A 1,613-nucleotide genomic window follows, 5' to 3' on the forward strand; every position below is an offset into this window, starting at 1 on the left:
GGAGGAAAGAGGAAGAAGGAAAGAGGAAGAAGGAAGGAGCCAGAAGAAGTGTTTTTACAAATATGAGATGCTCCCCCGCAATGGACAATAATTATTTAGTTAAAATTTTAAACTCTGCCAATTAATACTCGAAATATAATAGCAATATAAGAAGAAAAATTATCCGGCTTTAAGAAGTTCAGAAAATCTTAAGGTTATGATTTGATCTGCTCAAGTCGGGTTATAGTTAAGAGTATTAAGAATATTTTTTTAGTTATTTGCTAATTCACAAAACCACGTTTTTGTCAACCTAATTTAGATGCGTTTACCCTGGTAGTCTGGGTTGTCCTTGTAACCGTACTTGCCTATTCCCAGACACTTAGGCTTGCCGTTAAGCGATTTACCGTCCAACTGTTCCCAGAGGGCGTTGTGGCGCTTGGGGAAGCGCAAGGTAAGGGAACCTTTGTCGGAATACAGGGTTACATCGCACGGTTGGGGACGCTTGTCAGATCTCATGTGTTTTGCTGCAAAGTGTTGGTTTGTCAAGGTTTTAAATTTTCTAGACTGTTTATAGATTATTGCTCTAGTCTCTATTTCTAGAAGTAGCCGCCTGCTTTTCAAAACAGTATAACCATCATTCATAACACGCAGCTTGATGTTTGTTATGAATTTGAGATGTTGGATGACATCCAAAATCCCCGAACTCATACCATTTTTTTAAAGATGTGATAGAGATAAAGAATGTAAAATCCAAGACCCTCCGGTCAGAAAACCAATGACACGATCGGTGAAAGACACCAAAATTTCCTGGACTCTTATGCGGAGTTCGTCCAGATTACTAAATACTGACCAAGCTAAAAAATCTTTCAGATATTCCCACACTCTTTCTGTGGGGTTTACGGACGGACAAGCCGGAGGCTGAAACAGTAAAATGATCTTGTCTGGTAATTGAGATGATCTTAAATTATGAGCGGGTGCGTTATCTACTTGAATGATGTGTAATTCATGAGGATATTGTCTTGACAAAAGTTGTAAATCGGCTTCAAAACAAACTTTATCTAAATGCGAAAACTCCCCCAAAAAAAAAATCCCGTAGCGCTCGATACTACCCCATACAGCCAAAAACACTCAAATTTCCATTGATGCTTTCCGATGGGTTTGACGCCGGAAAGCGTCAGGCGCAGACGAATTGTATGCAGTCCTATCCTATCGTTCATCACTACACCAAAAAGTAACTTTTTTATATTTGTTTACTTGTGGTGAAGCTTTGTATAGTAAAGCTTTTATCAGGTTATGCTAGTTATTTTTGAATTCATTAATTGCCGTATATTTATGAGAAATACTGCGAGGTCTGGAAATTTTTAATTTACGTTTTAATTCACCTATAACTAAAGAATATACAGCCGGTAACTACTGGCTATTCCTTTAATCAACCAGAGCCAGAGATGAACTTCTAGCAGGACTCTGAAATCTGGGAGGGTCTCTCAACTCTTGTTGCAATGAAGCTGCTATTTCAACTGAGAAGTTTTTTGGGCGGCCAAAAACAGAAGAGATTTTTGTAAGGATTCAGGTCAAAAATAGTTGAGTGAGAGCCGAAAAATATGGTAATGTAGTCAGATGAGCGAAAAATCAGA

2 protein-coding genes are annotated in these 1,613 nt (G+C 38.4%); both read right to left on the minus strand.

Going from position 1 to position 1,613, the window contains the following annotated elements; translation table 11 throughout:
• Nucleotides 1-294 precede the first annotated feature (294 nt).
• Nucleotides 295-495 (minus strand): hypothetical protein, encoded by a 201-nt coding sequence (locus tag QUA99_RS32730; protein ID WP_333245779.1) that lies wholly within the window; start codon nt 493-495, stop codon nt 295-297.
• Nucleotides 496-696: 201 nt separating this feature from the next.
• A complete protein-coding gene (locus tag QUA99_RS32735; protein ID WP_333245781.1) occupies nt 697-1,107 on the minus strand; it encodes a transposase in 411 nt (136 codons plus the stop codon).
• Nucleotides 1,108-1,613 lie beyond the last annotated feature (506 nt).

Source organism: Microcoleus sp. F10-B2, assembly GCF_036704965.1.
Taxonomy (GTDB): Bacteria; Cyanobacteriota; Cyanobacteriia; order Cyanobacteriales; family Microcoleaceae; genus Microcoleus.

Excerpts from the sequence above, each read along its gene's own strand:
- QUA99_RS32730 (WP_333245779.1), bottom strand. The coding sequence starts at position 495 with ATGAGATCTGACAAGCGTCCCCAACCGTGCGATGTAACCCTGTATTCC.